This is a genomic window from Mesorhizobium sp. EU05-FHT14A09 (assembly GCF_058790995.1).
This window is the reverse complement of the sequence record NZ_JBYTDF010000001.1, coordinates 62,837-89,634: the sequence shown is the minus strand read 5'-3', so window position 1 is coordinate 89,634 and position 26,798 is coordinate 62,837. Positions and strand designations below refer to the sequence as shown.

General features: G+C 64.4%; 24 protein-coding genes. 11 read left to right on the top strand and 13 right to left on the bottom strand.

From position 1 onward, the window contains the following. Positions 1-9: 9 nt before the first annotated feature. The 5 genes from ptsP to AC3WTO_RS00365 form a co-directional block, all read right to left on the bottom strand. Positions 10-1,986, bottom strand: coding sequence for a phosphoenolpyruvate--protein phosphotransferase (ptsP, locus tag AC3WTO_RS00385; RefSeq protein ID WP_492458705.1), 1,977 nt, complete (start codon positions 1,984-1,986; stop codon positions 10-12). 108 nt (positions 1,987-2,094) lie between these two features. After that, positions 2,095-2,475 carry a PTS glucitol/sorbitol transporter subunit IIA gene (locus AC3WTO_RS00380; RefSeq protein WP_492458704.1) on the bottom strand — a complete coding sequence of 127 codons (381 nt, stop codon included), beginning with the start codon at positions 2,473-2,475 and terminating at the stop codon, positions 2,095-2,097. A gap of 25 nt (positions 2,476-2,500) precedes the next feature. Continuing rightward, positions 2,501-3,508 (bottom strand): PTS glucitol/sorbitol transporter subunit IIB, encoded by a 1,008-nt coding sequence (srlE, locus tag AC3WTO_RS00375; protein ID WP_492458703.1) that lies wholly within the window; start codon positions 3,506-3,508, stop codon positions 2,501-2,503. 15 nt (positions 3,509-3,523) lie between these two features. Next, positions 3,524-4,285: a PTS glucitol/sorbitol transporter subunit IIC gene (gene srlA, locus AC3WTO_RS00370; RefSeq protein ID WP_492458702.1), complete on the bottom strand. Its 762-nt coding sequence runs from the start codon at positions 4,283-4,285 to the stop codon at positions 3,524-3,526. 153 nt (positions 4,286-4,438) lie between these two features. Beyond that, positions 4,439-4,876 (bottom strand): transcriptional regulator GutM, encoded by a 438-nt coding sequence (locus tag AC3WTO_RS00365; RefSeq protein ID WP_492458701.1) that lies wholly within the window; start codon positions 4,874-4,876, stop codon positions 4,439-4,441. Between the two features lie 281 nt (positions 4,877-5,157). Between AC3WTO_RS00365 and AC3WTO_RS00360 the strand changes: the two genes are divergently transcribed. Together AC3WTO_RS00360 and AC3WTO_RS00355 are read left to right on the top strand one after the other, a co-directional pair. Beyond that, complete coding sequence (locus AC3WTO_RS00360) at positions 5,158-5,799, top strand: hypothetical protein (protein ID WP_492458700.1); 642 nt, start codon at positions 5,158-5,160, stop codon at positions 5,797-5,799. A gap of 71 nt (positions 5,800-5,870) precedes the next feature. Beyond that, positions 5,871-6,545: an HAD family hydrolase gene (locus AC3WTO_RS00355; protein ID WP_492459997.1), complete on the top strand. Its 675-nt coding sequence runs from the start codon at positions 5,871-5,873 to the stop codon at positions 6,543-6,545. 134 nt (positions 6,546-6,679) lie between these two features. On the opposite strand, the gene AC3WTO_RS00350 is transcribed toward AC3WTO_RS00355, so the two are convergent. From AC3WTO_RS00350 to AC3WTO_RS00325, 6 genes are all read right to left on the bottom strand, one after another. Beyond that, on the bottom strand, positions 6,680-7,018 hold the full coding sequence (locus tag AC3WTO_RS00350) for a hypothetical protein (RefSeq protein ID WP_492458699.1): 339 nt from the start codon (positions 7,016-7,018) through the stop codon (positions 6,680-6,682). A gap of 147 nt (positions 7,019-7,165) precedes the next feature. Further along, positions 7,166-8,506 carry a pyruvate dehydrogenase complex dihydrolipoamide acetyltransferase gene (locus AC3WTO_RS00345; protein ID WP_492458698.1) on the bottom strand — a complete coding sequence of 447 codons (1,341 nt, stop codon included), beginning with the start codon at positions 8,504-8,506 and terminating at the stop codon, positions 7,166-7,168. 2 nt (positions 8,507-8,508) lie between these two features. Next, complete coding sequence (locus AC3WTO_RS00340) at positions 8,509-9,507, bottom strand: alpha-ketoacid dehydrogenase subunit beta (protein WP_492459996.1); 999 nt, start codon at positions 9,505-9,507, stop codon at positions 8,509-8,511. Beyond that, positions 9,507-10,541 (bottom strand): thiamine pyrophosphate-dependent dehydrogenase E1 component subunit alpha, encoded by a 1,035-nt coding sequence (locus tag AC3WTO_RS00335; RefSeq protein ID WP_492458697.1) that lies wholly within the window; start codon positions 10,539-10,541, stop codon positions 9,507-9,509. Before AC3WTO_RS00335 ends, AC3WTO_RS00340 begins: the two co-directional genes overlap by 1 nt. Positions 10,542-10,553: 12 nt before the next feature. Next, positions 10,554-11,873, bottom strand: coding sequence for an NAD(P)H-dependent oxidoreductase (locus tag AC3WTO_RS00330; RefSeq protein WP_492458696.1), 1,320 nt, complete (start codon positions 11,871-11,873; stop codon positions 10,554-10,556). Positions 11,874-12,308: 435 nt separating this feature from the next. Then, a complete protein-coding gene (locus AC3WTO_RS00325; protein ID WP_492458695.1) occupies positions 12,309-13,340 on the bottom strand; it encodes a DmpA family aminopeptidase in 1,032 nt (343 codons plus the stop codon). 265 nt (positions 13,341-13,605) lie between these two features. Between AC3WTO_RS00325 and AC3WTO_RS00320 the strand changes: the two genes are divergently transcribed. From AC3WTO_RS00320 to AC3WTO_RS00280, 9 genes are all read left to right on the top strand, one after another. Then, positions 13,606-14,637, top strand: a complete 1,032-nt coding sequence (locus tag AC3WTO_RS00320) for a substrate-binding domain-containing protein (protein ID WP_129411012.1) — start codon at positions 13,606-13,608, stop codon at positions 14,635-14,637. 78 nt (positions 14,638-14,715) lie between these two features. Continuing rightward, positions 14,716-16,254, top strand: coding sequence for a sugar ABC transporter ATP-binding protein (locus AC3WTO_RS00315; protein ID WP_492458694.1), 1,539 nt, complete (start codon positions 14,716-14,718; stop codon positions 16,252-16,254). A 16-nt stretch (positions 16,255-16,270) separates the two neighbouring features. Then, positions 16,271-17,254, top strand: coding sequence for an ABC transporter permease (locus tag AC3WTO_RS00310; protein WP_492459995.1), 984 nt, complete (start codon positions 16,271-16,273; stop codon positions 17,252-17,254). 5 nt (positions 17,255-17,259) lie between these two features. Beyond that, positions 17,260-18,240 (top strand): sugar-binding transcriptional regulator, encoded by a 981-nt coding sequence (locus AC3WTO_RS00305; RefSeq protein WP_492458693.1) that lies wholly within the window; start codon positions 17,260-17,262, stop codon positions 18,238-18,240. Next, positions 18,237-19,226 (top strand): aldo/keto reductase, encoded by a 990-nt coding sequence (locus AC3WTO_RS00300; RefSeq protein ID WP_492458692.1) that lies wholly within the window; start codon positions 18,237-18,239, stop codon positions 19,224-19,226. The genes AC3WTO_RS00305 and AC3WTO_RS00300 overlap by 4 nt, the downstream gene beginning before the upstream one ends. Positions 19,227-19,245: 19 nt before the next feature. After that, the gene (locus AC3WTO_RS00295) at positions 19,246-20,964 is read left to right on the top strand and encodes a glycerol-3-phosphate dehydrogenase/oxidase (protein WP_492458691.1); all 1,719 of its coding nucleotides are present in this window, start codon (positions 19,246-19,248) and stop codon (positions 20,962-20,964) included. Continuing rightward, on the top strand, positions 20,955-21,794 hold the full coding sequence (locus tag AC3WTO_RS00290; protein ID WP_492458690.1) for a class I fructose-bisphosphate aldolase: 840 nt from the start codon (positions 20,955-20,957) through the stop codon (positions 21,792-21,794). Before AC3WTO_RS00295 ends, AC3WTO_RS00290 begins: the two co-directional genes overlap by 10 nt. A gap of 161 nt (positions 21,795-21,955) precedes the next feature. Continuing rightward, positions 21,956-23,470, top strand: coding sequence for an FGGY-family carbohydrate kinase (locus AC3WTO_RS00285; RefSeq protein WP_492458689.1), 1,515 nt, complete (start codon positions 21,956-21,958; stop codon positions 23,468-23,470). After that, positions 23,467-25,074 carry a GMC family oxidoreductase gene (locus AC3WTO_RS00280; protein ID WP_492458688.1) on the top strand — a complete coding sequence of 536 codons (1,608 nt, stop codon included), beginning with the start codon at positions 23,467-23,469 and terminating at the stop codon, positions 25,072-25,074. The genes AC3WTO_RS00285 and AC3WTO_RS00280 overlap by 4 nt, the downstream gene beginning before the upstream one ends. 25 nt (positions 25,075-25,099) lie before the next feature. Here AC3WTO_RS00280 and phnN read toward each other — a convergent pair whose 3' ends face one another. Together phnN and AC3WTO_RS00270 are read right to left on the bottom strand one after the other, a co-directional pair. Then, complete coding sequence (phnN, locus tag AC3WTO_RS00275) at positions 25,100-25,672, bottom strand: phosphonate metabolism protein/1,5-bisphosphokinase (PRPP-forming) PhnN (RefSeq protein ID WP_492458687.1); 573 nt, start codon at positions 25,670-25,672, stop codon at positions 25,100-25,102. Next, on the bottom strand, positions 25,665-26,798 hold the full coding sequence (locus AC3WTO_RS00270; protein ID WP_492458686.1) for an alpha-D-ribose 1-methylphosphonate 5-triphosphate diphosphatase: 1,134 nt from the start codon (positions 26,796-26,798) through the stop codon (positions 25,665-25,667). Before AC3WTO_RS00270 ends, phnN begins: the two co-directional genes overlap by 8 nt.

Here is a 26,798-nt window from a genome sequence, read left to right as displayed (position 1 = left end):
TTCGGCAGCTTATGCCTTCGCCAGCTCAACGATGCGCTTCTTGGCACGCGAGATCGAGGCCGGGCTCATCGACAATTCGGTCAGCCCCATGCGCAGGAATTCCGGAATGAGATCCGGACGGGCAGCGGCCTCACCACACATGCCGACCATGATGCCGGCTTCGACAGCGGCCTTCGCAGTCATCTCGATCGCCGCCATGACCGCCGGATTGGCGACATCGTTCAGCGCGCCAACCGTAGGATTGAGGCGGTCCGCGGCCATGACATACTGGGTCAGGTCGTTGGTGCCGATGGAGAAGAAGGCTACCTCTTTCGCCAGCAACGGAGCGATCAGCACGGCTGCCGGCGTCTCGATCATCACGCCCAGCTGGAAATGCGCGAAAGGCACGCCGTCACGCTGCAGCTCGCCGGCGCATTCGTCGATCAGCGCCTTGGCCCGCCGCACCTCGCCGAGATCAGCCACCATCGGCAGCATCACCTTGACGTTGCCGTGCACGGCGGCACGCAGCAACGCCTTGAGCTGCGGCTTGAAGATGTCGGGCCGGTCGAGGCACATGCGAATGCCGCGCCAGCCGAGGAACGGATTTTCCTCTTCCGGAAACTCGATGCCGGCAACCGGCTTGTCGCCGCCGATGTCGAGCGTGCGCACGATGACGGGATGCGGCGCAAAGGCTTGCGCCAGTGCCGCATAGGTCTCGGCCTGCATGTCTTCCGACGGCAGATGCATGTGGCGCATGAACAGGAGCTCGGTGCGGAACAGGCCGACGCCCATGGCGCCTGCCGCCTGCGCCGCCTCGATCTCTTCCAGCGACCCGATATTGGCGGCCACTTCGATGACGGTGCCATCGGCGCGCTTCGGCGCGACATCCTTGAACACGTCGAGCGCGTGGCGCTCCTTGGCTGCCGCCTCGATGCGGTTGGCATAGTCGGCCTGGGTATCCGCGGCCGGGTCGGCAACGACGAGGCCGCTGTTGCCGTCGAGGGCAACCTGCTTTGCATCGCGGAGTTCCATGACCCGAACGCCAAGCCCGAGTACCGCCGGAATACCGTGCGAACGGGCGATGATGGCGATATGCGAGGTCGCTCCGCCATGGCCGCAAACGATGCCGCCGATACGCTTCAGCGGCGCGCGCGACAGATCCCATGCGCCGATGTCCTCGGCGATCAGGATCGCCCCCTGGGGAATATCCTCCAGGCTGATATCGTCCTGGCCGAGCAAGGCAAGGCAGATCTGGCGACCGACCGCCTGGACATCGTCGGCGCGGGCATTGAGATAAGGATCCTCGACCGACCCGAATTCCGCGGCGAGCCTGGCGGCGGTGGCGATGACGGCGGCGACGGCGTCGCTGCCACCGCGGATCATCGCCTCGGCGTCGCCGATCAGCGTGTCGTCGGCGGCAAGATCGCGCAGGGCAGCGACGATGCCGCGGTCACCACCGGCCAGGGTTTCGCTGGCCAGCGCCTTGTCCATGCGCGCCTGTACGGCAGCGACGGCATGACCGAAGCGCACGATCTCGGCCTCAGCCTCCTGCGAGGTGAGTGTGCGTGCCTGCGGGCGGATTTCCGGCGGGAAATGCGCGAAGGCCGGACCGACGGCAACGCCTTCGCTGGCGGCAATGCCACGCAGACCGTTCGATGGCGTCGCCTCAAGCGCGACGGCGAGCACAGCAGGCTTGGCCGCCTCGCCATTGAGTTCCTTGTGCTCGCCACCGGCATCGTCTTCCTCGACACCGGCGCGTGGGTTTTCCAGGTAGCCGATCAGCGCCTCGACCGCTTCGGCGGCATCGGCGCCATTGGCGCGCACGGTGACTTCCTGGTTCTCCTTCACGCCCAGGAGCATCAGCTTGACCGAGCTCTTGGCGCTCACCGCCTTGCCCGCCTTCACGATTTCGACCTCGGACTCGAAGCTCTTGGCAAGCCGCACGAAGCGGGTCGCGGGGCGAGCGTGCAAACCTTCATGCACTCTGACGATGGTCGAGCGTTCCATACAGGCAATCCTATCAGATATTCCGGCCCTGGAGTGTTGCTCCAACCCGAAGCTGCGCGATTGAAAAGAAAAAGCGCCACGACCTGCGCAGGGCCGCGGCGCCAGGAATCAGGCGGCGATGGTGATCAGGGCGTCCTGCCTGAGGGCCTGGACGAGTTCCTCGGCGTCGACGGCACTGGCGCAGATTTCACCAGGCCGTTCCGCTTCCGTCGCACCGTTGAACGAGATGACGACGTGGCCGATCTCGCGCACCTTGCTCCACGCGGTGGAGCCGATTGCGGTGATCGTTGCCGACACCGCGCCGATGGCGATCGACGCGCCGACCTGCGGCGCGCCGTCGCTGGGGCCCTGTACGGCCTTGTGCATCACCGAGACCTCGGCGAGCTCCGGCGGCGAGCCATCCGCGAACAGGATGACCACACCGCCCTCGGCGAGATCCGCCACTTCGGGTCCAACTGCGGTTACCCGCGTTTCCAACAGAACCGTCATGATGCGGCGGTACTCCTTCTTGTCGTTACAGGACCAGCAGACTGACTACCCATGCGAGAAGCACGGACACGGGACCCATGATCTGGCGGCTGATGAGCACCGCCGGCACACCGATCTCGATCGTCTTGGGCTTGGCTTCACCAAGCGCCAGACCGACCGGAACGAAGTCGCAGCCGACCTGGGTATTGTAGGCAAACAGCGCCGGCAATGCCATTGCAGGCGAGATGGTGCCATTGGCGATCTGCGGGCCGATGATGGCGACGCCGATGACCTGGGCGATGACCGCTCCCGGCCCGAGAATGGGCGAGAGGAACGGCAGGCCGCAGATCGCCGAGATGATCAGCAGGCCGACGATGTTGTTGGCGAGCGGGCCCATCGGCTGCGCCAGCACGTCGCCGATCCCGGTGTACAGGATCAGGCCGATCAGCATGGTCACGAACGCCATGAAAGGCAGAACGTTGCGGATCACCTGGTCGATGGTGCGGCGACCGGCATTGAAGAAGATGCCGACGACACGCCCCATGACGCGGCCGATCGAAGAGATCAGCCCGATCATGCCACCTTCGCTCGGCTGCGGCTGGGCCGCGGCCGCCGGCGAATTGCTGTTGCTCGAACTCATTGCCGCTGCTCCCCCCGCAGTGGTTACCGCCTCCGAGCCGTCGGCCATGACGATGTTGGCCGGCTTGACGCCCGAAACATAGATGTCTTCCAGGATGAACTGGGCGAGAGGCCCGGACTGGCCGACCGGCGTGACGTTGACGGTCGGGATGCGCTTGCGTGGATAGACGCCGCAGCGCGCAGTACCACCACAGTCGACGACGACAACTGCCATCTCGCCTTCGATGGGGGGCGACTTGAAGCCGTCGACGGCTTCAGCCCCGGTCATTTCGGCGATCTGCTGCGCGATCGGATGGATGCCGCCGCCGGTGACGGAGACGACCTTGTTGCGCTGCGCGGTCGGCTCGATGACGAGCGGACCGCCCCAGCCTCCGGAGCCCTTGGAGATTTTTACGGCCTTGTAGGTCTTTGCCATGATGTTTCCCGCCCCTTACAGCTCGACGCCCTGGCGGCGCGCCATGATGGCGGTGATGCGCTCGGTCAGCATGCCCTTGAGCAGGATCACGACGAGGCCGACGATGGCGTACCAGATGGCCACCTTGATATGGTAGCCGGCAACGACAACGCCCTTCTTCTCCAGTTCGAGCAGCGCGACCAGCACGCCGCCCCAGACGAAATACTCGCCGGGATTGATGTGCGGGAACAGACCGAGCGGTGGATGCACATAGGACACGGCCGCGTCATAGAAGGCCGGCTTGTGCTTTTCTTCGAGGAAGGAGCCGAAGGTATAGGCCATCGGATTGGTCAGGAAGAAGACGGCAAGCAGCGGCAGCACCGTGTAACGGGTGAGCGCGATGCGACCGGCGCCACGGGCAAGACCATGCACGCGCTCTTCGCCGACCAGTTCGGTGATGGCGTAGAACGCCGTCATCAACACTACCAGTGTCGGAATGATGCCGGTGACGAAGCCGGCGAAGACCTCGCCGCCCTTCTGGAAGATGCCGATGAAATATTTGCCGATGGCGGTCAGCCAGCCGAGCTGCTCTTCCTTGGCGACTTCGTTCAGCTTTTCCTTGAACTGTTCGACGGTGATCGGGCCGCTGTCGGCCTGCGCCAGAACGACAAGATTGTCACTGGCATGAGAGACGGCAAGCTTGCCGTGTAAAGCAGCATCCTGGACCACCGTACCTGCTGCGTGCAGGTGCTGGACGGCCATGTCGGCGTGCTGCGCCAACAATGAAATTACAGACATATCTCCTCCTTGGGCCGTCCGCCGTCTGTCCCTGCGGCAGCAGCGTTCGTTCCGGAGCGTTTCCGTTTTTCACGGAAACGCGGAAACGCTCCAACTGTTTGTTTCCACGCAATTCCGGACGCAAAACCGCTGCGCACTTTTGCTGGAATTGCGCTATGCGCTGACTGTCTTCAAGCCGGTAAGACCCGGCTTCTTTCCCGGCTCCAGTCGTGCCCGGTCGATCTGTTCGATCGCCCGCTTCACGGCCTCGGCCACACCGGGCTCCCCCTCTCCCATGATCGCAGGATTGGACCGGATACGATCGAGGGCGACGCCCTCGAATTCTTCATGCCGCCGGAATTTGGCGAACACCGACCGGCCGCTCATCACGAGCAGGCGGCGCACGACGAGATCCGGCGTCACCACGACCAGGACAATGATGCCCTTGGCGAAGCGGCCGCGATGATTGCCGGCGCCGACGAAGCCGTCGGCATATTTGTTGGTGATGCCTTTGAAGACGTCGGAATAGTGCCGCATCTGCAGCCAGACGCCGAGGGACTGCAGTCCCCAGACGAGCGCAAGCGCGAGCAGTGCCCACTGCCATATTGCCATCAGGATATCTCCTCCCAAGCCCCTGGCCCGCCATCGCTTCATGACAGTACCAAGACGAAAGTTAGAGAACATTTGTTTTCTCGGATGTCAATATGTATGATTTTCAGCCTGAACTCTGAAACGGTTGATCCACCGCATTTGGCAGGGACAGCGCCTGTGCTCGCAGTTCCAGGAAAAGTGCGCGGCGGTTTTCCATCCGGAATTGCGCAAAACAAAAATGGAGCGTTTCCGCGTTTCCGTGAGAGCGAAAACGCTCTAGAATTGGCTTCAAAGGACGTGCAATGGACCTGCGATTCAAAGACGAACTGGCCCTGATGCCGGATCTTGGCCATCAGCTGCGACGCCTGCGCTGGTTTCGCGCGACATTTCGTGCGAGCGCGCGCTCGGTCGAGGCAACCTATGGACTGCGGTTCGAGATCGACGAAACGCGATTGACCAGGGCCTTCCTCGACTGGATCGAGATCATGGAAGCGCAGAAGCGTTTTGCCGAGGTGAACCGCGCCGATTTCATCATTTTCGCCGCCGGCCTCGTACTGCGCGAACTGATCCGCCAGGAACCAGCCAAGGCGATCGGTAGCGGGCCGCGCCCCGACCTGCCGCCAGCCGATGCAGGCATGGCCGAAATCGTGCAGTTCTGGCCGGAAGGATTCCTCTACACCAACTACTGCGTGTCGGCGATCGCCGCCGTGTACGAACAGGAATTCGGCCAGACGCCAACCATCGACCAGTGCGCCGACGACCTGCGCACCTGGTGGTCCTACCGCGAAAACGTCACGGAAATGCCGGCCTATGCGGTGGCCTTCCTGGACCGCTTCCTCGGCGCCGAACCGAACTGGATCGTGCCCGACAGCGCGCAGTCCAGGCAGGCGATGCAGGCTGCGCTCGAAACCAGCGCAAAGCGGAAAGTTGGGCATCAGGCCTGACGGCCCGCTTGAACATTCGTCTCTTTGCCGATAGCGATGTGCCGCAATTATCGGACAGTTCGAGGCGTGGCGTGGCGGCACAACAGTTGATCATCTTCGATTGCGACGGCGTTCTGGTGGACAGCGAGCCGCTGGCCGCGGAAGCCTATGAGCGTGTCTACGAAAAGCACGGCATGAGCGGCGTCGGCGCCGACGTCATCGCCCAATGCGTCGGCATGAAGCAGGCCGACATCATCATCCGGATCAAGGAATTGACCGGCCATTACCTGCAGCCCAAGCAGGAAGGCGATCTGTGGACGGTGACACGCGATCTGTTCAGCGAGAAGCTCAACCCGACCAATGGCATCGCGCCATTCCTCGGCACGCTGAAGGCAGACCGCTGCGTTGCCTCCTCCTCGTCACTGGAGCGCATCCATCACAGCCTCGCCGTCACCGGCCTGGCACCGCATTTCGGCAAGGCGATCTTCTCGTCCTCGATGGTGAAGCGCGGCAAGCCGGCACCGGACATCTTCCTTTATGCCGCCGAGAAAATGGGCGCGGATCCATTGAACTGCGTGGTGATCGAGGACTCGCCTTTTGGTGTCGAGGGCGCGGTTGCCGCCGGCATGACGGCGATCGGCTACACCGGCGGCGGCCATACCTATGCCGGCCATGCCGAGCGACTCAAGGCGCAGGGCGCACATGCGGCCTGTACGAGCTGGAGAGAGATTTCCGACAGGTTGAGCGGGCTCGGCTTCCAGCTCTGAAGATCGGCGAAGCGAACGACTGCGGCGGACAGGCTGGAGCAATTCCAGCAAAACGGCGCAGCGGTTCTGCGTCAGGAATTGCGTAAGAACCAAGAGGTAGAGCGTTTCAGCGTTTCCGTAAAAACGGAAACGCTCTAGATATCCGGCGCGTTGCCAATGACCTTCTTCAGCTCCATGGCCCAGGCACGGCCCTCGTCGCCACCCCACAGCAGCCACGCCACATAGCCGGCGGAGGGATTGTCCTCATTGCCGAAGTTCCTGGCGCGCTTGTCGACCTCGTGACGGGCAAAGAAGCTCACCATCCGCCGGATGATCGATGGCTGCAGTGCGCGGCGCTCGACCAGTTCGCGGGCACGGCCGACACCGATCTCGGTGCCGCTGCGGCCAAACCGTTCGCGCAGGCGCAGGCCTTTCGCTGCGTTGTCAGCGACAATCTGTGGGGGGACGAGCGAGATTTCGGTTGGATTGGTCACGGCATGCCCTGGCAGAATTTCATGCCAGCTAATGCGATTCCCGACTGGTTCGCCATGCAGAACCGTCCGGGTCGCACGACGGTGGGAGATGCCCATGGTCTATCGCCGCCTCCCCGAAGAGAGACGGCGCCCCCGCCGGGAGGAATTTTAGACCAGCATGGTCATCGGGTTTTCGATGATGCGCTTGAAGGCGCCGAGCAGTTCGGCTCCCAGCGCACCGTCGACGGCACGATGGTCGGTCGACAGCGTCACCGACATGACGGTGGCGATCCTGATCTCGCCGCCCTTCACCACAGCCCGCTCTTCACCCGCACCAACCGCCAGGATCGTCGCATGCGGCGGGTTGATGACCGCGGCGAAGTCCTTGATGCCGAACATGCCGAGGTTTGACACCGCCGTGGTGCCGCCCTGGTATTCCTCCGGCTTCAGCTTGCGGTCGCGGGCCCGCCTGGCAAGATCCTTCATCTCGTTGGAGATGACCGACAGCGTCTTCTGGTCGGCCTTCCTGACGATCGGCGTGATCAGGCCGCCGGGGATCGACACCGCCACGCCGACATCGGCGTGCTTGTGCTTGACCATGGCGCTGTCCGTCCACGATGCATTGGCATCCGGCACGGTTACCAGCGCCTGGGCCATCGCCTTGATGATCATGTCGTTGACCGAAAGCTTGTAGGCAGGGACATCGCCCTTTTCGGTCTTCCGCATCGGGGCGGCGGCATTGAGCTCCGAGCGCAGCTTGAGCAGCGCGTCCAGCTCGCAGTCGAGGGTGAGGTAGAAATGCGGGATGGTAGACTTCGCCTCGACCAGACGGCGGGCGATGGTCTTGCGCATATTGTCGTGCGGGACGAGGTCGTAGGAACCCTGTTCGAACAGCTTGAGCACCGCTTCGTCCGACATCGGCTTGACCGCAGGCGCGGCAGCCTGAGCGGCGGCCGCTTGCGCCGAAGCCGGAGCAGCCTTGGCCACACCGCCACCGGCGATCGCTGCCTCGACATCGGCCTTAACGACGCGGCCATGCGGGCCGGAACCGGTGACACCTGCCAGGTCGAGCCCTGCCTCACGCGCCAGGCGGCGCGCCAATGGCGTGGCGCGGACCGCGCCGGCCGGCGCAGGCGTTTCCTGCACGGCTAGCGCGGTCTGCGCGGCCTTGTCCTGGGAGGAGGACATCGGTGTCTCGGCTTTGCCGTTCACGACAGGCTGCGGTTCGGCAGGTGCCGGCGCAGCCGCGGCGGGTGCGGCAGCTTCCTCGCCCTCGGCATAAATCCAGGCAACCGGGGCGCCGACCGGGATGTCGACGCCTTCCTTGCCGGTGATGTTGCGCAGCGTACCGGAAGCCGGCGCGTCGATCTCCATCGCGGCCTTGTCGGTCTCGATCTCGAACAGGACGTCGCCCTGCTTGACTGTGGCGCCTTCCTCGAAGAACCAGCGCGAGATCTGCCCGGTCGCCATATCCATGTCGACCTTGGGAAGAATGACTTCGACCGGCATCGTCAGCGCTTTCCCTTGGCGAGGTCGCGGGCTGCCGCGATGATGTCCGGCACCTGTGGTACCGTCGCCTTCTCCAGATCCGGATTGTACGGGATCGGGATTTCGGCGCCGCCCAGCCGCACGATCGGTGCGTCGAGGTAATCGAAGGCATCGCTCTCGGCGACCGCGGCACTGACTTCAGCGCCGATGCCCAGCGTCTTCACCGCCTCGTAGACGCACAGCAGCCGCGAAGTCTTCTTGACGCTGTCGATGATGGTCTGCTTGTCCATCGGGCGCACGGTGCGCAGGTCGATGACCTCGATGTCGATGCCCTCGGCCTGCAGCGCAGCTGCCGCCTCAAGCGCCTTGTGCACCATGATCGAGGTGGCGACGATGGTGAGATCGCGGCCCTGGCGACGGATGTCGGCCTTGCCGATCGGCACGGTGTAATGGCCTTCCGGCACCGGGCCCTTCATCTTGTAGAGCAGCTTGTGCTCGAAGATCATGACCGGATCCGGATCGGCGACCGCTGCCAGCAGCATCCCCTTCACATCATGCGGGGTTGCCGGCTGGATGACCTTCAGGCCAGGCACATGGCCGAGCCAGGCTTCCAGGCTCTGGCTGTGCTGCGCGGCAGCACCGGTGCCGGAACCGGCCGGGAAACGCATCACCACAGGAACCGAAACCTCACCGCCCAGCATGAAGCGCATCTTGGCGGCCTGGTTGACGATCTGCTCCATCGCAAGCGTGGCGAAATCGGAGAACTGGAACTCGAAGATCGGACGCAGGCCGGTGAGCGCAGCACCGACGGCGACCCCCGCGCCGCCCAGTTCCGAGATCGGCGTGTCCATGACGCGCTCGGAGCCGAAGCGCTCGACCAGATCGCCGGTGACCTGGAAGGCGCCGCCATAGACGCCGATATCCTCGCCCATCAGGAAGACGCGCTCATCCTGCTCCATGGCGATCGCCATGGCTTCCTGGATGGCCTGGGCATAACTCAGTTCACGCACTGCGACGTCCATCACGCAACCTCCGTATAGACGTAATTCTCAAGGTCACGGATTTCCGGGCTCGGGCTGTCCTTGGCGAACTCGATGCCGTCGGCGATTTCTTTCTTCACCGCTTCGCGCACGGCCTCGATGCCGGCGTCGTCGATGATGCCGAACTCCTTGAGCTCGGCTTCGAACATCGCGATCGGGTCGCGGTTGGCCATCCAGTCCTCGATCTCTTCCTTGGTGCGATAGCGGTTGCGATCGCTCTTGGAGTGGCCACGGTAACGATAGGTCTTGGATTCGATCAGCGTCGGGCCTTCGCCGGCGCGGGCACGCTCGACTGCGGCTTCGGCGGCCTCGGCCACCTCGGAGAAATTGTTGCCGTCGACGATGACGCCGGGCATCGCATAGGCGCTGGCGCGGTCGGCGATGTTCTTGACCGCCGTCGAACGCTCGGTCGAGGTCGACATGCCGTAGCCGTTGTTCTCGCATACGAAGATCACCGGCAGCTTCCAGACGGCAGCCATGTTGAGCGCCTCGTGGAAGGCGCCCTCATTGTTGGCGCCGTCGCCGAAGAAGGAGATGGCGACCTTGCCGTTCTTGAGCTTCTTGGCAGCCAGGGCCGCACCGACAGCAATCGGGATGCCGCCGGCAACGATGCCGTTGGCGCCGAGATTGCCCTTGGTGACGTCGGCGATGTGCATGGAACCGCCACGGCCCTTGCAGTAGCCGGTGGTCTTGCCGAAGAACTCGGCAAACATGCGCTTCACATCCGCGCCCTTGGCAATGCAGTGGCCATGACCGCGATGGGTTGAGGTGATCTGGTCCTGGTCGGTGAGCGGCATGCAGATGCCCAGAGCGCTGGCTTCCTGGCCGATGGACAGGTGCATGGTGCCGTGGATGAGACCACGCATGTAGGCGTCTTCGGCGCCCTCCTCGAAGCGGCGGATCAGGTACATCTTGTGCAGCACTTCGCGCAGCTGCTCAGGCGTATATTTGCGGAAGGCAAATGGCAGGTTGGGTTGTGCCGCGTCACTGTTCGCGGCTTTCCTGGCGGTGGCCATGATGATGCTTCCTCAGTTACCGTAGACGAGCTTGTCCTGCCGGGCGCGCAGCTCGGCGATCTTGGAGCCGGGCGCCGGAGCGGCGTTGGCATAGGTGATCAGGTCGCCCTTCCTGATCGGCGCGGTCACCGAACCGCCCTGCAGCAGGCCGCATGGAATGGCCTTGGCGGCGCGGGCTTCCGGAGCGGTCATGATCCAGGCGCGGTAGCAGTACTCGCCGATGGCATCGAGCCTGTCGCCCGGCTGCATGTCCTTCTTGGCAACGGCACAGACTTCCGCAACGGGCTTGGCCAGCGGCACCATGTCGGCCTTGCCGTAGAGGACGACGCGGGCGCAGGTGAGCGGCACTTCGAGCGAAGTCAGGTGATAGGGCCTATGGAAGGTGAAGTACGGGCCCTTGCCCATCTTCAGGTCTTCCATGCGCTCCGAGACGCGCGGATGCGACATGTCGGCGACGACGAACACGCCAGGCGCAACGCCCTTGCCGATGGAATAATCGACGACGCCGACCTTGGAGAGGACGCCACCGTCCTTCTCCGGGATCAGCACCTTGTTGAGTTCGCCGAGCGTTGCGGCGGGCCCATGCATGCCGGCCTTGTCGGGCACGAGGCCGGTGGCGTTGGCGATCGCCGCCATCTCGACCATGGTCTTGGAGCCGTCGACGAACTCGACCAACATGCGCACATTCATGTGGCGACGGGCGGCCTCTTCTTCATAGGCGGGAGGCGTGGCGTCGATGTTGAGCGGATTGTTCTTGCCCTTGCCGGCAGCGACAATGGGATGGCCCATGGCGGAGACGAATTCGATCAGCTCCATGCAGGAGGACGGCTCATCGCCGGCGCCGAGCGAGTAGGTGACGCCGAGCCGGTCGGCCTCGCTCTTCAGATAGGCGCCGATGGTGACGTCGGCCTCGACGTTCATCATGACGAGGTGCTTGCCGTGCTCCATCGCGCGCAGGCCGATCTCTGCGCCGACAGCCGGAACGCCGGTGGCATCGATGACCACGTCGATCAGGTCATTGTTGATGATGAGGTCAGCGTCGTTGGTGACGGCAACCTTGCCGGCTTCCATGGCCTCGGTCATCGCCGAAGCGTTCGAAACTTCCTTCGAATGACCGCCCTCCTGGAAGGCGATGTCCACGGCCTTGTGGGCGTTGGGGATGTTCAATTCGGAGATCGCGCCGATCTCGATGCCGGACATGTGGGCGACGCGCGTGACGATGTCGGTGCCCATCTCGCCCGAGCCGATCAGGCCGATGCGGATCGGCTTTCCGGACTTGCCGCGCTCCTCGAGATCACGGGCAAGGCCCGTCAACGCAATATTGGAAGCCATAGCAGTCACTCCTCCCACATGCAGGCTGTTCTGATGCCTGACGGGTATTGAACATATGTATTTCTGTCAAGACTAATGTCCATAAACTTCGGTGGCAGCAGAGGATTGTGGACATCCAATCCGGAAGCGCACAGGCGCGCTCCGCAGGGGTTCGCCCGCGAGGGTTGCATCGTCGTTCAAAAGGCTATGATCGGGGGCTGAAAGTCGGCGCCGCCCCTCACCCGCCTGCCGGCACCCTCTCCCCGTAGAACGGGGAGAGGAACGCTCCCGCCACAGATTTCGTCAATTGCCAGCCTTGCAGAACGGGCACCGTCGTTGCGGTCAGCCTCCTTCTCCCCGCCACTATACGGGGAGAAGTGTCCGGCAGGGCGATGAGGGGCGGCGCCGTGCTCGCTCGATAGGATGTTCGCACAGCCCTCAAGGGGAGAAGGCAAGTCAGGCGTTGGCGCGCAGCCAATCGGCCAGGGATGGCCGGCGCGTGCCGCCCCTGCCTTCGAAAGCCGGCGAAGCGAGCATGGAGTTCAGCACCGCTTCCTGGGTAGCCTCGGCGGCAGCCTGGAACAGCAGGTCAATGCGCGACTCATTCAGCACCCGGACTGCGACAAGGCCGCGCTTCTCATCATGGTCGACTGCATCGGCGGTCGAGAAGGCGATGGCGATGTCGCCGCTGCCGTGGCCCCAGAATGCGCCGAGCCTGGCGATGCCGGCGCCGGCGCGGCGGGCGACACGCTTCAACTGGCGGTGCTCGAGCGGAATGTCCGTGGCAAGCACGATGATCACCGAGCCGCTTTCCGCCTCGGCTGGCCGGCGCGGGTCAGGACGGCGACCATCCGGCAGGACGAGATCACCGGCACGGCCGAAATTGGAGAGGACGAGCGCGCCGAGATGATGTTCTTGCCCATCGAGGCTGATGCGGCGCGATGCCGTGCCGATGCCGCCCTTGAAACCGAAGCAGGTCATGCCGGTGCCGGCACCGGCGCTGCCCTGTTCGACCGGCCCGCCCCCAGCGGCTTCGATGGCGGCCAGTGCGTGCTCCTCACCGACCGCCAGCGCCTGGATGTCGTTGAGCGGACCGTCATTGCATTCGGCGACGAGCGGATTGACGGTGCCGGTACGGCGGCCGATGTCCGGGTTCTGCCGGATCGCTTCCCGGACCAGGGCGGTGGCGCAGGTGCCGACGGAAAGCGTGTTGGTCAAAAGCAGCGGCGTTTCGATGGTGCCGAGTTCATCGAGCTGCACCAGCCCGACAGTCTTGCCGAAACCATTGATGACTTCGGCCGCCGCCCGCACTTTGCTGCGAAAGAGATCGCCGCCATGCGGCAGGACGGCGGTGACACCGGTGTTGATATCGCCGTCGCGCAACGTGACATGGCCGATACGAACACCAGCGACATCGGTGATGGCGTTCAAGGCACCCGCAGGCATCGAGCCACAGCTCAAGCCGAAATCCCGGACACTAACGGTCATCATTGCTCCTTGCCGCAGCCGCGAAGGCATGGCCAGTTGCCAGAACCGGTCCGGTTCGCGCAAGCCATGGGGCGTGCATTTTCCGCTGAATGGCCGATTGATCTGAAATATATTTCAGTATATGAATTTTATTGACAGTATCGTCGCGTGCTGCAATGATCCTGCTGCCGGCTTCGGGAGGAAGTCCGGCTGCAAATCAATCCATGAAACGGCGCGCAGGCGCCGCGACGGTTCTTGAGGAATGGCTTCGGCCAAGGGAGGAAACTTGCGCAAATTTCTGAGCACGCTCGCCATGGCGGCAGCGGCGTCGACCTTCATGAGTTCGGCTCCGGCGCTTGCTGAAACCGCCAACCCGTTCAAATGCCAGCCCGGCGAAAAATACGTCATGAACGTCATGGTCTCAGGCGTCGAATACTGGTTCCCGGTCTATGAGATGTTCAAGCAGGCCGGCCAGCAGTTCGGCTGCGAAACCGCCTATACCGGCACGCCGGAATATGACGTGAACAAGCAGATCGCCAGCTTCGACCAGGCGCTCGCCCAGAAGCCAGCCGGCATCCTGGTTCACCCGATGAACTCCGATCCATTCATCGAGCCGATCAACCGCGCCATCGAACAGGGCACCGCGGTCGTGACCTTCGCCGCTGACTCGCCGAATTCCAAGCGCGTCTCCTACATCACCTCCGACAACGTTGCCGAAGGCACCTATGCCGCTGACGCCGTCGCGGAATCGATGGGCGGCAAGGGCGAATATGCCGTGCTGGAGAACCCAGGCCAGGACAATCACGACAAGCGCGTTGCGGCTTTCGTCGCCCGCATGGAAGCCAAGTGGCCCGACATGAAGCTCGTCGGCCGCGCCGCTTCCAACCAGGATCCGACCAAGGCCTATCAGGCGGTGCTCAGCCTGGCTCAGGCGCACCCCGATCTCGGCGCCGTGTTCATGCCGGAAGCCAATTCGGCGATCGGCGCGGCGCAGGCGGCCAAGGAAGGCGGCGGCAAGATCAAGGTCATGCTCGCCGACGTCAACGCCAAGATCCTCGACATGATCAAGGCCGGCGAGATCTTCGGTTCGGTCAACCCGAACCAGGGCATGCAGGGTTATATGGGCTTCATGCTGCTCTGGCTGGCCAAGCACCCCGAACTGATCGACCCGATGAACGACGCCAAGCGCGCCGGCACCAACGCCATGAAGGTGCCGTTCGTCGACAACGGCTTCTCGATCGTCACCAAGGACAACGCCGACGATTTCTATTGGGACAAGTATCTCAAGCGGCGTGGCACCAAGGGCATCGAAGAGTAAGCTTCGGCCCGACCACCGACTGGCCGGAAGGGACAATCCCTTCCGGCACCTTTTCAGACCCTTTCGCAGGAGCATGGCGTGACTGACGCGCCCGTCCTTCAGATCCGCAACCTTTCCAAGGCGTTCGGCCCGGTCAAGGCGCTGAGCGGCGTCGAGCTCGAGCTGCGGCGCGGCGAGGTGCATGCGCTGTGCGGCGAGAACGGCGCCGGCAAGTCGACGCTGATGAACATGATCGGCGGCGTGCTGCAGCCCGACGAAGGCGAGATTCTGATCGACGGCCAGCCAGTCGCGATCGCATCGCCCGCAGCAGCGCAGAAGCTCGGCATCGCGCTGGTGCACCAGGAGATCGCGCTCTGCCAGGACGCAACGGTGGCCGAAAACATCTGCATGGCGGCAATCAACGCCCGTCGTGCGCCGCTGATGAACTATGGCGAAGTCTATGCGCAGGCCGAGAAGGCGATGAACCAGCTCGCGCCCATTCCGGTGCGCACCAAGGTCGCCGACCTTTCCATTTCCAGCCAGCAACTGGTCGAGATCGCCAAGGCGCTCACCCTCGACTGCAAGGTGCTGATACTCGACGAGCCGACCGCGGCGCTGACCGAAACCGAGGCCCAGCGGCTGTTTTCCATCGTGCGCGACCTGAAGGCGCGCGGCATTTCCGTGATCTATATCAGCCACCGCATGGCCGAGATCTTCTCGCTCTGCGACCGCGTCACCGTCTTCCGCGACGGGCGCTATGTCGCGACCGGAGCCATCGCAGCGACTTCACCCGATGACGTCGTGCGCAAGATGGTCGGGCGCGAGATCACCCAGCTCTATCCCGACAAGCTCGCCTCGGATGCCGCATCCGGCCGGACCCTGCTCTCGGTCAAGGGCCTGTCCGACGGTAGCCGCTTCGCCAATGTCGACCTCGACCTGAAGGTGGGCGAAATCCTCGGCATCGGCGGCCTCATCGGGGCCGGACGCAGCGAGATCGCCCAGACGATCTGTGGCCTGCGGCAAGCCAGCGCCGGCAGCGTCGCGCTCGACGGCAAGCCACTCGCCATCCGCAGCTATGCCGACGCCGTACAGTCCGGCCTCGTCTACCTTTCCGAGGACCGCAAGGGCTCCGGCGTGTTTCTCGATCTGTCGATCGCAGCCAATGTGTCGGCGCTCGATCTCGGCAAGCTCACCGGCCGCTTCGGCCTGCTCGACCGTCGCGCCGAAGCCAACCAGGCGGTGAGCCTCGCCAAACGCCTTGGCGTGCGCATGGCCGGCATCGACGCGCCTGTCTCGACGCTTTCCGGCGGCAACCAGCAGAAGGTGGCGATCGCCAAGCAGCTTTCGGTGTCGCCCAAGGTCATCATCATGGATGAGCCGACCCGCGGCATCGATGTCGGCGCCAAGGTCGAGATCCACCGTCTGTTGCGCGACCTCGCCAACCAGGGCGTCGGCATTCTCGTCATCTCCTCGGAGCTGCCCGAACTCATCGGCCTGTGCGACCGCGTCCTGGTCGTGCGCGAAGGCGCGATCGCCGGCGAGCTCGGCGCTGGCCAGCTCGACGAGGAAACCATCATCATGCTGGCCTCGGGCGTGCAGCCAAGCGCAGCAAACCAGGGACAGATGAACCATGTCTAGAGCGGGAGAAACCGTCATGCATGCCGACATCAAGGCCATGGGCCCGAGCCGTTCCAGCTTCGCCCGGCTTGCCTCGATGCGCGAAGCCGGCCTGATCGTGATCATCCTGGCACTGTGCATCGCCATGAGCTTCGCCTCGCCGCACTTCCTGACCTGGGGCAACTTCCGCGCCATGCTGATGGGCTTCTCGATCGAGGGCATCGTCGTGGTCGGCATGACCATCCTGCTCATCGTCGGCGGCATCGACCTGTCGGTCGGCTCGGTGGTGTGCTTCTCCATGGTGGTTTCCGGGGCGCTGTTCCTGATGGGGCTGGACCCGTGGACCGCCAGCCTGATCGGCATCGCGGTCAGCGCGCTGATCGGCGCGGTGATGGGGTTCTTCGTCACCGTTGTCGGGCTGAACCATTTCATCACCTCGCTGGCCGCCATGGTGATCGTACGCGGACTGTGCCTGGTCATCACCAAGGGCACGCCGCTGTCGCTGTTCACGCTGCCGCCGGAGTTCAAGGCGATCGGCCAGGGCAGCTTCCAGGGCGTTCCCTATGTCATCATCATCTTCGTGGTCGTGGTGGCGATCTTCGACTTCCTGCTGCGGCGCGCCACCGCCTTCCGCAAGGTGTTCTACACCGGCTCCAACGAGAAGGCGGCGCAGTTCTCCGGCATCAAGACCAACCAGGTGAAATTCTGGGTGACGGTGCTGTGCGCCACGCTCTCCGGCGTCGCCGGCGTCATCTACATGGCGCGCTTCGGCGCCGCGACGCCGACCTTCGGCGCGGGCATGGAACTCAACATCATCGCGGCAGCGGTCATCGGCGGCGCTTCGCTGAAGGGCGGTTCGGGCACGATCTTCGGCGCCATCCTCGGCATCGCGCTGCTGTCGGTGGTGACCAGCTCGCTGATCCTGCTCGACATCTCCGTCTACTGGCAGGACATGATCAAGGGCTGCATCCTGCTGGCGGCGGTCTCGGCCGACCACTTCCTGCACGCCAAGAAGTCGTAAGAACCATGGCACCTCCCAGCACACGCGACGACATCTCGACCGCGCGCCAGATGCACCAGGCGCTCGTCCTCCACTACATGGAGGGCAAGACGCAGGCCGAGATCGCCAAGGAACTCGGCATCTCGCATGCAACCGTCAATCGCCTGATCAAGCGCGGCCATCAGCTCGGCCTCGTCGAGATCAAGATCAAGTCGCCGATCGACCATCTGGTCGACCTCGAAACGCGGCTGGTCAGGCTCGGCGGCATCGAACGCGCGGTGGTGGTGCCGACGGTTTCGGACAACCCGCAGACGGCGTTGCAGCGCGTCGGCGAGGCGGCAGCCAATCTGCTGCTCGAAACGATCAAGGATGGCGACACCATCTCGATCACCGGCGGCAAGGGCGTCAGCGCGCTGGTCGCCGGGCTCAAGCCCAACCGCAGCTACGATGTCGAGGTGATACCGGCGACCGGGCTGGTGCAGGGCAAGCATTATACCGACGTCAACCACGTCGCCTCGCTGATGGCCGACAAGCTCGGCGGCCGCGCCTTTCAGATCCACGCGCCGCTGTTTGCCGACACGCCGGAACAGCGCGAGATGCTGATGGGCGTACGCGCCGTGGCCGACGTGTTCCGCCGGGCGCGCGAAGCCACCATCGCCGTGGTCGGCGTCGGTTCGATCCTGACCGACGATTCCTCCTATTACGACCTGCACCCCTCCTCCAGCGCCGACCGCCAGGCCATCGAACGCTCGGGCGCCTCGGGCGAACTGCTGGCGCATCTGATCGATCGGGACGGCAGGCTTAGTGATTACACGCTGAACCGCTCGCTTGTTTCGCTGACGCTGGACGAATTCGCTACCATCCCGCGCTCGATCGGCATCGCCAGCGGGCCGAGCAAGGTCGCGCCGATCCTGTCGGCCATGCGCGGCAACCATCTCGATATCATCGTCACCGACGAGGCGACCGGCCTCGGCATCATCGACCTCGCCGAAAGAGAAGCAGCATGACACAGATCCAACGCGCCATCGGCGCATCCGGCATCCAGGCGTCCGCCGTCGGCCTCGGCACCTGGGCTATCGGCGGCTGGATGTGGGGCGGCACCGACGAGCAGGCTTCCATCAAGGCCATCGAAGCCTCGATCGATGCCGGCGTCAGCCTGATCGACACCGCGCCTGCCTACGGCCTCGGCCGCAGCGAGGAAATCGTCGGCAAGGCGATCAAAGGCAAGCGCGACAAGGTCGTCATCGCGACGAAATGCGGCCTGAACTGGCATTCCGGCAAAGGCAACCATTTCTTCGACCAGGACGACAAGCCGGTGCACCGCTACCTCGGCGCCGACGGCATCGCCTATGAGGTGGAACAGAGCCTGCGCCGGCTCGGCACCGACCATATCGACCTCTACATCACCCATTGGCAGGATCCGACGACACCGATCGCGGAAACGGTCGCCGCGCTGGAAAAGCTGAAGGCTGCCGGCAAGATCCGCGCGATCGGCGCCAGCAACGTCAACGCCGCAGAACTCCAGCACTATGTCGCCGCCGGCCAGCTCGATGCGATCCAGGAACGCTATTCGATGATCGACCGCGAGATCGAAGGCACGCTGCTGCCGATCACGCAGAAACACAATGTGGCGACGCTGAGCTACTCCTCGCTGGCGCTCGGCCTGCTCACCGGCTCGATCGATCCCGGCCGGGCCTTCTCCGGTGACGACCAGCGCAAGGACAATCCACGCTTCTCGGCATCGAACCGGCAGAAGGTGGCGGCGCTGAAGCAGGCGATCCAGCCGATCTCGGAGCAACACAAAGCCTCGATGGCGCAGATCGTGATCGCCTGGACGCTGGCGCAGCCCGGCATCACCTTCGCGCTGTGCGGCGCCCGCAATCCGGAACAGGCGCGTGACAATGCGCGCGCCGGAGAGGTCAGGCTCAATTCAGCGGAACTGGCCGCCATAGACAAAGCGATAGCCACGCATCTGACCCAGTTGGATGCCTGATTAAGCGAGACATTCTGCAATGAAGCGCAACGAAACACTCGCCGCGCTGCGAGAGCGGCCGGATATTGCCGTGCTGGTGATCGGCGGCGGCATCAACGGCATCAGCGTCTTCCGCGAGCTGGCCCTGCAGGGCGTCGACGTGCTGCTGGCCGAAAAGGGCGACTATTGCAGCGGTGCCAGTGCAGCACTCTCGCGCATGGTGCATGGCGGCCTGCGCTATCTGGAGAACGGCGAATTCAAGCTGGTCAAGGAATCGCTGCTCGAACGCGACCGGCTGCTGCGCAACGCCCCTCACTATGTCGCGCCGCTGCCCACCACCGTGCCGATCTTCGACACCTTCTCCGGCATCGCCAACGGCGCGGTGCGTTTCCTCGGCCTGACCCGGCGTCCCAGCCGACGTGGGGCGCTCGTCATCAAGGCGGGGCTGACGCTCTACGACGTCTTCACGGCGTCGCGACGGCTGATGCCGGTGCACAAGTTCCGCGGCGCCCGGAAGACACTGGAGACCTGGCCGGCGATCAATCCGGCGACGCGCAGCTCCGCGACCTATTACGACGCCTGGGTGAGCCGGCCGGAACGGCTGGGCCTCGAAATGCTGCACGACGCCATGGCGACCTCGCCCACGGCGCATGCACTCAACTATGCCCGGATTGGTTCCGATACCGACGGCCTGACGCTGACCGACACCATCTCCGGCGAAACGCTGCCGGTGCGCCCGCACCTGATCATCAATGCCACCGGCGGCTGGATCGACCTCACCAACACATCGATCGGCGCGCTTGCACCAACCATGATGGGTGGCACCAAGGGATCGCACATCATCGTCGACAGCCAGGAACTCCACGACGCGCTCGCCGGCCAGATGATCTACTACGAGAATGAGGACGGACGCATCTGCATCCTGTTCCCTTATCTCGGCAAGGTGCTGATCGGCTCGACCGACATTCGCGTCGACGACCCCGATCAGGTGCGCTGCGAAGACGATGAGCTGGCATACATCCTGCAGTCGCTGGCCTTCGTGTTTCCATCGATCAGGATAGCCGAAGAAGAAATCATCTTCCGCTTCTCGGGCGTGCGGCCGTTGCCCGCCAGTCAGGACAGCTTCACCGGGCGCATCCCGCGCGACCATTTCTGCGAATTCGTCGAACCCAACGGCATGGTGCCGGCGACGCTGTGCATGATCGGCGGCAAATGGACCACCTTCCGCTCCTTCGGCGCCTTGGCTGCCGACATGGCGCTGGAGCGCCTCGGCCTGACCCGAGAAATCGGTACCGAGGATCTGGCGATCGGCGGCGGCCGGGATTTTCCGGCCGACACCGCAACATGGTGCGCGGCCGTGGCGTCCGAATACAAGCTCAGCAAGACACGCGCGCAGACGCTGCTCGAACGCTACGGCAGTTCGGCCCGTGCCGTTGCCGACGAGCTTTCCAGGACCCCCGACACCATGCTGCCGGGCTACGGCTACAGCCACAATGAAATCCGGCTGATCGTCGAGCGCGAGCAGGTCGAGACACTGGCCGACATCTTCCTGCGCCGAACCACCATTGCCATCACCGGCGGCCTGACGACCGCGCTCGTCGACGCGGTGCTCGATATTCTTGCCGCCCACAAGGCCTGGAATGCCAAGCAGGCCGGGCAGGAGCATGCCGCGTTCATCGCCCTGCTCAAGCACCAGCACGGCGTCGACCTCTCCAATCCCTCCGAGACAGACAACAAAAGGAGCGCGATATGCGCGTGAACAAAAAAGTCCGCATGAACAGGCTGTTCGGCAATGGCCGTTGCCTCGACGTCGCCATCGACCATGGCGTCTGCAACGAGCCGAGCTTCCTGGTCGGTCTGGAGGACATGGCAGGCGTGGTGGACAAGCTGGTCAAGGCCGGCCCCGATGCCATCCAGATGAATTACGGCCAGGCCGACCTGCTGCAGGATGTTCCGGGCAAGGACAAGCCGGCGCTGGTCATGCGCCTCGACATGGGCAACCCCTACAACCGGATCCGCCATCGCGCGATGTGGGCTTTGCTGCAGAACGAGGCCGAACCGCTGATCGGCGCCATCGAGATGGACGCTGCCTGCGTGGTGGTGAACCTGTTCATGCTGCCCGACGAGCCGGACCTGTTCAAGCAATGCGTGCAGAACATCTCCCGCGTGCGCGCCGATTGCGAGAAATACGGCATGCCGCTGATGATCGAGCCGCTGGCCATGTTGCCGGTCGAACAGGGCGGCTACATGGTGGACGGCGATGCCGAGAAGATCGTGACGCTGACACGCCTGGCGCGCGAGATGGGCGCGGACGTGGTCAAGGCCGACCCGACCACCCGGGCGGAAGACTTCCACCGCGTCGTTGAAGCGGCGCGCTGCCCGGTGCTGGTGCGCGGCGGCGGCAAGGAGGACCTGCGCGCCGTGTTCGACAAGTCGGCGGCGCTGATGGCGCAGGGTGCGCTCGGCATGGTCTACGGCCGCAACATCTACCAGCACGCCAATCCGAGCGCCGTCGTGCGCGGCCTGATGGCGATCATCCATGACAACGCGGATGGCGCCACGGCCTGGGACCTGTACAACCAAGCTTAAGCAAGAGGTCGTCTGGAAATTCGCTATGGCGAGTCGGCTGTTGCGGTTTTCGAGAACCGGAGCGCAGCGGACATAGGTCCGTGAGCACCGGAAGCGCAGAAAACCACAACAGATGGCCGCCAGAGTAGAATTTACAGCGACCTCGACCTCGGGAGGAGCCGATGGGTAGCTACATTCTGGGCCTTGATGCCGGCAACACCGTCATCAAGGCCATCATCTTCGACACCAGCGGCCAGGAGCTGGCAGTCGCCGCGCTCGACGGGCGCTCGTCGATGCCGAAGCCCGGCCATGTCGAGCGCGATCTCAATGAACTGTGGGCCAATGCCGTCACGGTGATCCGTCGCTGCATCGAGCAGGCCGGCATCGATGCCGGCGAGATCGTCGCCATCGGCTGCGCCGGGCACGGCAACGGCCTCTATGCGCTGGACCACGACGGTGGGCCGCTGATCGGCATCCAGTCGCTCGACACACGCGGCGTCGGCATCGTCGCCGAATGGGCGCAAGACAATGTCGGCGACCGCACCTATCCCCATTGCCTGCAGCGCCCCTGGGCGGCGCAGACGCCGACGCTGCTTGCCTGGATCAAGCGTTTCGCCCCGGAACTGTTCAAGCAGATCGGCACCGTGTTCCTGTGCAAGGATTTCGTCGTCAACCGGCTGACCGGCGCGCGGTCGAGCGACACCACCGACATGTCCGGCTGCGGCCTGCTCACCATGCCGGCGCGCCGCTACGAGCAGGGCCTGCTCGCCGCCTACGGCCTCGACGACTGCATGGACCTGTTGCCGCCGGCACTGGAATCGGCGGAGATCGCCGGCCATGTCACGGCGCAGGTGGCTGAGCTGACCGGGCTGAGGGCCGGAACCCCGGTGGTCGCGGGCCTGTTCGACGTGGTGGCCAGCGCCATCGGCTCGGGCGTGACGCGTACGGGTGCCGCCTCGATCATCGCCGGCACCTGGAGCATCAACCAGGTCATCACCGACGAGCCGATCCGCGACCCGTCGATCTTCATGCTGTCGACCTTCGATCCGCAGCGTTATCTGGCCATCGAATCCAGCGCCACCTCGGCCGCCAATCTCGAATGGATCGCCCGCGAATTCCTCGAACACGAAGCCGGCGATGGAAAATCGCCGTTCGAACACGCCAGTCAATTGGTCGCTTCCGTCGATCCGACAGGTGATGTGCCGATCTATCACCCCTTCCTTTACGGCTCGCAGCAGAACGGGCGCGCACGTGCCGGCTTCTATGGCATCGCCGGCTGGCATGGCCGCGCGCATATGCTGAGGGCGCTGTTCGAGGGCGTTGCCTTCGAACACAAGCGCCATATCGAGACACTTTACCGGGCCGGCGCGCATTTCGACGAAGCGGTGCTGTCCGGCGGCGGTTCGCGCAGCGGTGTCTGGGCGCAGATCTTCGCCGATGTGCTGGGCGTACCTGTCACCGTGGCCAGGAGCCGCGAGACCGGTGCACTGGGTGCGGCGATCGCCGCCGGCACAGGCGTCGGTGTCTTCGCCGACTTTGCGGCAGGCGCTGCGGCGATGACCGCGGCCGCGCGGCACTATACGCCCAATGGCTCGATTGCCGCTGCCTATGCTGCGCGCTACCAACTCTACGGCGAGATCAACCAGGCGATGGGTCCGCTGTGGGAGCGCATCGCCAAGATGCAGGCGCAGCCGTGACCGAACCCGTCTCCTTCGGCGAATTCGACTTCGTGATCGTCGGCGCCGGCTCTGCCGGCTGCGTGCTGGCGAACCGCCTGTCGGCCGACCCGCGCAACAAGGTGCTTCTGCTCGAAGCGGGCGGCAGCGACCGCTATCATTGGGTCGACATTCCGATCGGCTATCTCTACTGCATGGGCAATCCGCGCACCGACTGGCTGATGAAAACCGAGCCGGATGCCGGGCTCAACGGGCGCAGCCTCAACTACCCACGCGGCAAGGTGCTGGGCGGCTGTTCGTCCATCAACGGCATGATCTACATGCGCGGCCAAGCCGCCGACTATGATGGCTGGCGCCAGGCCGGCAATGGCGGCTGGGGCTGGGACGACGTCTTGCCCTATTTCCGCAAGTCGGAAGATTATCACGGCGGCAACAGCGCCATGCACGGCGCCGGCGGCGAATGGCGGGTGGAAAAGCAGCGCCTGTCCTGGCCGATCCTCGATGCCTTTCGCGACGCGGCGGAAGAGCTCGGCATCCCGCGCACCGAAGACTTCAACAGCGGCACCAATGAAGGGTCCGGCTATTTCGAGGTCAACCAGAAGAAGGGCGTGCGCTGGAACACCTCCAAGGCGTTCCTGCGCGGCATCGCCGACCGCCCGAACCTGCGCGTGCTGACCGGCGCCGAAACCGAGCGGCTGGCCTTCGAGAGCCGCCGCGTCAGCGGCGTGGTGTTTCGCCATGACGGCAAGCTGCTGTTCGCCAGGGCCGGAGAAACGATCCTGGCCGCCGGCGCCATCAACTCGCCGAAGATCCTCGAACTGTCCGGCATCGGGCAGCCGGACCTTTTGTCCAATCTGGGCATCGAGACGCGGCATGCCCTGCAAGGCGTCGGCGAGAACCTGCAGGACCATCTGCAGATCCGCACCGTGTTCAAGGTCAAGAACGCCGATACGCTGAACCAGCGCTACCACAATCTCGTGCGCCGTGCGGCGATGGGTGCGGAATACGCGCTATGGCGCAGCGGCCCGCTGTCCATGGCGCCGAGCCAGCTCGGCATCTTCGCCCGCTCGGATGCGCGCCTCGCCACGCCGGATCTCGAATATCATGTACAGCCGCTCAGCACCGACCGCCTGGGCGAGCCACTGCATCGCTTCCCGGCGGTGACCGTCTCGGTCTGCAACCTGCGGCCCGAAAGCCGCGGCAGCGTGCATATGGAAAGCGCGGATGCGAAAGCGGCGGCGAAGATCCGGCCGAACTACCTGTCGACCGAAGGCGACCGGCACGTCGCGGTCGCTTCGATTGAACACGCCCGGCGGCTGATGAAGGCAAAGGCGATTGCCCGCTTCGAGCCGGAGGAGATGTTGCCCGGGCCACAGGTAATCAGCCGCGATGACCTGGTGCGCAAGGTGGGCGACATCGCCACGACGATCTTCCACCCGGTCGGCACCTGCAAGATGGGCTCGGACGCCATGGCGGTGGTCGATGACCGGCTGCGTGTGCACGGCCTCGGCAGCCTGCGCGTCGTCGATGCCTCGATCATGCCGACGATCGTCTCCGGCAACACCAATTCTCCGGTCATTATGATCGCCGAGAAGGCATCGGAGATGATCCTGCAGGATCGGTGAGCGGCAGGTTGCAGGAACTGCTCGACTACGAGGCCAGCGACAGACGGCCGGTGATGATCGACATCAGCGCTTCGCCTGCGGTCCTGAGTTCGGCGCTGTTGTCGATGGTGATGTCCTGGCCATGGGCGCCGAGCTTCAAACCGCGCTCGACACGGCGGCCGATCTCTTCAGCGGTCTCGCGTCCACGCGCTGAAAGCCTGGCCGCGATGATCTCCGGCCTGGCCGTAACCCCGACCACGATGACATTGGCAAAGGCGGCACGAATATCCTCTATAGCGCCGCGCGAGCCGTTGGCGATGGCGGTGCCACCGCGGCCAACATGGTCCATGGTGCTGCGCGGTAAGGCATAACTCAGCCCGTTCGCCTGCCAACTGACGGCGAAGCGGCCTTCCTTCCTGGCCTCGTCGAAGGCGGCTTCGCTCAGGCTGTCATGGTCCTCGGCATGGGCCGCCGCCTCGCGCGTGACGATGCGGCGCACGAACAGGATGTCGCTGCGCGCCGCCAGGCGTTCGCGCGCATAACCGATGACGCTGTCCTTGCCGGCGCCGCTCGGGCCGACAACGACGACGAGTGTGCCTGGCAGGCTGGCATCAGGCAACGCGACGACCCTCGCGCCAGACGGAGCGTACGACTGGAACGCCCCTGGTGTGGCGCACGCGCACGACGTCGCCGCGCAGGCCGGGCGCGATGCGGCCACGGTCGGCCAGGCCAACCGTGCGCGCCGGCGCGGCGGTGACCAGCTTGATCGTCTCGTTGAGTGGCCTGCCCCCGTCGGCCAGGATGAACGGCGCCTGCATCAGGCTGAACGGCACATAGTCGGACGACAGCACGTCAAGCACGCCAGCCTCGGCGAGCTCCCGTGCCGCGATGTTGCCGGAGTGTGATTTGCCGCGCACGATGTTGGGCGCGCCCATCATCACCGAGATGCCGGCGTCATGCGAAGCCCTGGCCGCCTCCATGCTGGTCGGGAACTCGGCCAGCTTGACGCCGAAAGCGATCGATTCCTCGACATGCTCGACGGTGGCGTCGTCATGGCTGGCGAGCGCGATGCCGCGCTCGCTGCAGGCCTCGACAATGGTCTTGCGATGGCTGGCGGAGTATTTCTGTGAAGCGGCGACACGCTTGGCCATGAACCGCTCGAAAGCCGCGTCGTCCAGACCGCGCTTGGTCTTGTAATAGAGGGCATACTGTTCCAGCGTCTGGAATTGCCGCTGGCCGGGCGCATGGTCCATCAGCGAAGCGAGCCGGACAAAACCATCGGTCTTGAAGTCTTCGTACTGGTCGAGAACATCGGCCGCCGAGACCTCGCAACGCAGGTGGATGAGGTGGCTGGCACGCAGCCGGTCTTCAGCGACGGCGATCTCGATGGCATCGGCGATGGCACGCATCTCGCCTTTCTGGAAGCCGCCATCCTCGTCGGAGCCGAGACGCAGGCAGTCGAAGACGGTGGTGATGCCTGAGGCGACGACCTGTGCGTCATGTGCCTGAAGGGCAGCGATGGAGTCCCAACGCACGCCCGGGCGCGGCGAGTAATGCGCCTCGAGGTGATCGGTATGCAGTTCGACGAGGCCAGGGACCACATAGTCGCCCTCGCAATCCTCGCCGGTTGCCGCCGCACCGCTATCGATCGCGGCGATCTTGCCGTCGCGGAACAGTATCGATCCGTTGACGATCTCGTCCTCGAGGACGACGCGGGCATTTTTCAGGACGATCTCTTGGGACAT

Excerpts from the sequence above, each read along its gene's own strand:
- ptsP (WP_492458705.1), bottom strand. The coding sequence starts at position 1,986 with ATGGAACGCTCGACCATCGTCAGAGTGCATGAAGGTTTGCACGCTCGC.
- AC3WTO_RS00380 (WP_492458704.1), bottom strand. The coding sequence starts at position 2,475 with ATGACGGTTCTGTTGGAAACGCGGGTAACCGCAGTTGGACCCGAAGTG.
- srlE (WP_492458703.1), bottom strand. The coding sequence starts at position 3,508 with ATGGCAAAGACCTACAAGGCCGTAAAAATCTCCAAGGGCTCCGGAGGC.
- srlA (WP_492458702.1), bottom strand. The coding sequence starts at position 4,285 with ATGTCTGTAATTTCATTGTTGGCGCAGCACGCCGACATGGCCGTCCAG.
- AC3WTO_RS00365 (WP_492458701.1), bottom strand. The coding sequence starts at position 4,876 with ATGGCAATATGGCAGTGGGCACTGCTCGCGCTTGCGCTCGTCTGGGGA.
- AC3WTO_RS00360 (WP_492458700.1), top strand. The coding sequence starts at position 5,158 with ATGGACCTGCGATTCAAAGACGAACTGGCCCTGATGCCGGATCTTGGC.
- AC3WTO_RS00345 (WP_492458698.1), bottom strand. The coding sequence starts at position 8,506 with ATGCCGGTCGAAGTCATTCTTCCCAAGGTCGACATGGATATGGCGACC.
- AC3WTO_RS00340 (WP_492459996.1), bottom strand. The coding sequence starts at position 9,507 with ATGGACGTCGCAGTGCGTGAACTGAGTTATGCCCAGGCCATCCAGGAA.
- AC3WTO_RS00335 (WP_492458697.1), bottom strand. The coding sequence starts at position 10,541 with ATGGCCACCGCCAGGAAAGCCGCGAACAGTGACGCGGCACAACCCAAC.
- AC3WTO_RS00330 (WP_492458696.1), bottom strand. The coding sequence starts at position 11,873 with ATGGCTTCCAATATTGCGTTGACGGGCCTTGCCCGTGATCTCGAGGAG.
- AC3WTO_RS00325 (WP_492458695.1), bottom strand. The coding sequence starts at position 13,340 with ATGACCGTTAGTGTCCGGGATTTCGGCTTGAGCTGTGGCTCGATGCCT.
- AC3WTO_RS00310 (WP_492459995.1), top strand. The coding sequence starts at position 16,271 with ATGCATGCCGACATCAAGGCCATGGGCCCGAGCCGTTCCAGCTTCGCC.
- AC3WTO_RS00305 (WP_492458693.1), top strand. The coding sequence starts at position 17,260 with ATGGCACCTCCCAGCACACGCGACGACATCTCGACCGCGCGCCAGATG.
- AC3WTO_RS00300 (WP_492458692.1), top strand. The coding sequence starts at position 18,237 with ATGACACAGATCCAACGCGCCATCGGCGCATCCGGCATCCAGGCGTCC.
- AC3WTO_RS00295 (WP_492458691.1), top strand. The coding sequence starts at position 19,246 with ATGAAGCGCAACGAAACACTCGCCGCGCTGCGAGAGCGGCCGGATATT.
- AC3WTO_RS00290 (WP_492458690.1), top strand. The coding sequence starts at position 20,955 with ATGCGCGTGAACAAAAAAGTCCGCATGAACAGGCTGTTCGGCAATGGC.
- AC3WTO_RS00285 (WP_492458689.1), top strand. The coding sequence starts at position 21,956 with ATGGGTAGCTACATTCTGGGCCTTGATGCCGGCAACACCGTCATCAAG.
- AC3WTO_RS00270 (WP_492458686.1), bottom strand. The coding sequence starts at position 26,798 with ATGTCCCAAGAGATCGTCCTGAAAAATGCCCGCGTCGTCCTCGAGGAC.